Source organism: Intrasporangium sp. DVR (assembly GCF_040365325.1).
Lineage (GTDB): Bacteria > Actinomycetota > Actinomycetes > Actinomycetales > Dermatophilaceae > Intrasporangium.
In genome coordinates, this window is record NZ_BAABZW010000042.1 from 1 (window position 1) to 1,711 (window position 1,711).

Genomic DNA, 1,711 nt, shown 5'->3' on the forward strand with positions numbered 1-1,711 from the left:
GGTAGGACACTGCCGCCAGCTGGGCCGTGGACATCGTCGCGGGCTGGAAAGGCAGAAGGGTGGACGGGCCGGACATGGACTCACCTCGCGCGGCGATCCTGCACTGGCCCAGATCCCGCCCGCCGCTGGCGGCCGGGCACATGGACCCCTTCGACGCTATCCACGTGCCGAGGCCGTGGCCGCGTCCGCAGGCGGCGGAGTGCCGCGGGTCGCGGCAGCGCGTCAAGGGCGGAGGCGCTCGGTGTGCTGACCCGTCAGCTCGGCGATGAGCTCGAAGTCCTTGTCGAGGTGAAGCACCGTCAGACCCGCGAGTTCAGCGGTTGCCGCGATGAGCAGGTCCGGGATCGACGGGGCGCGGTGACGGCCCCGGTCAGCCAGCAGCAGCTGGACCTCGAGTGCTCGGTCCTCGATCGCGGGCGTCAGGTACTCGACCGGCATCATCGAGATCGGCGCGGTGCCGAACACCGACCGCGCGTCAGCGGCGGTCCTGGCCGAGTATCCGACCTCCAACCTCGTCATGGTGGTCATCCGGACGAGGCCTCGTTCTATCCGGCCGGCCCACAACTCGGCATCGGGACTGGTGCCCAGTCGGACCAAGGCGGACTTGTCGATCAGCCAGTCCGTCACCGCCACGCGTCGTCCATCGTCTGATCGTCGGTGAGGTCGGCGAACCTGTCCGCGAAGGCACGGAGATCCTCGACGGAGACGGGCGCGCTCGCGGTGGCAGCGTCGGAGGCCAGCCGCCGACGGATGTACTCGGCCCTGGAGATCCCGAGTCTGGCCGCGTGGGCATCCACGCCGGCCAGCACCGCGTCGGGAACGTCGCGAATCAGTACGTCAGCCATGCGCAGCACCTCCTAGATATCTGATGATATCAGCAGGGATCTGCCGCTCGAATATCCCGCTGTCGCTCCTTACATGCCGGAGCGAAGCTAGCCCTATCTGGGCTGCTAGACACTTTCGGTAGGGCCGATGTCTGGCCAGACTCGGTCTAGGTGCTCGGCGGGGCGCTCTCTATTGGGCTGCCCACCAGCGTGATCGGTGTGGCTCACCATCGGTCTGCGGCCCCGCCGGGCGCCGTGACGAGGCGTGGCTCCAGAGGGGACTGCCCTGCTCGTAGTAGCACTGCCCACCTCGCCGTCCACATCGGTCACGAGCGAAGGCAGGAGCAGCAGATGCAACACATCGCCATCGGGGTCGACCCACACAAGCTGTCGGCCACCATCGAGGTCCTCGACGAGCACGAGAGGGTCCTGGGTTCGGGCCGGTTCACCACGGACCGGGCCGGCTACGCGGCGATGCGCAGGTACGCGAAGGCCTGGCCGGAGCGCACCTGGGCGGTCGAGGGCGCCAACGGCGCTGGCCGGCCGCTGGCGCAGCGGCTGCTGGAGGCCGGCGAACGGGTGCTGGATGTCCCGGCCAAGCTCGCCGCGCGGGTGCGCCTCTTCGACACCGGGCAGGGCCGCAAGAGCGACGCGCTGGATGCGCACTCGATCGCGGTCGTGGCGGTACGCACCACGGGCCTGCGGGTGCTGCAGGTCGACGGTGACCTGGAGGCGCTGCGGATCCTGTCGGATCGCCGCGACGCGCTGAGCAGGCGGCGGGTCCAGATCGTCGACCGGCTCCAGGCGCTGCTCGCGGAACTCCTGCCGGGACAGGCGAAGAAGGACATCACCACCGGGCAGGCCAAGGCGATGCTCGCCTCGGTCCG

At 69.5% G+C, this 1,711-nt stretch carries 3 protein-coding genes; 1 reads left to right on the forward strand and 2 read right to left on the reverse strand.

The window, feature by feature from the left end; all coding sequences use genetic code 11:
• Positions 1 to 222: 222 nt before the first annotated feature.
• Positions 223 to 633 carry a PIN domain nuclease gene (locus tag ABWV20_RS19140; protein ID WP_353358052.1) on the reverse strand — a complete coding sequence of 137 codons (411 nt, stop codon included), beginning with the start codon at positions 631 to 633 and terminating at the stop codon, positions 223 to 225.
• Positions 624 to 845: a type II toxin-antitoxin system VapB family antitoxin gene (gene vapB, locus ABWV20_RS19145; protein WP_353358054.1), complete on the reverse strand. Its 222-nt coding sequence runs from the start codon at positions 843 to 845 to the stop codon at positions 624 to 626. Before vapB ends, ABWV20_RS19140 begins: the two co-directional genes overlap by 10 nt.
• Positions 846 to 1,175: 330 nt before the next feature.
• Between vapB and ABWV20_RS19150 the strand changes: the two genes are divergently transcribed.
• The coding region (locus ABWV20_RS19150; RefSeq protein ID WP_353358056.1) for an IS110 family transposase at positions 1,176 to 1,711 on the forward strand (536 nt) is incomplete at its 3' end.

Bases quoted from the DNA above. Each gene is read 5' to 3' on its own strand.
- vapB (WP_353358054.1), bottom strand. From the start codon at position 845: ATGGCTGACGTACTGATTCGCGACGTTCCCGACGCGGTGCTGGCCGGC.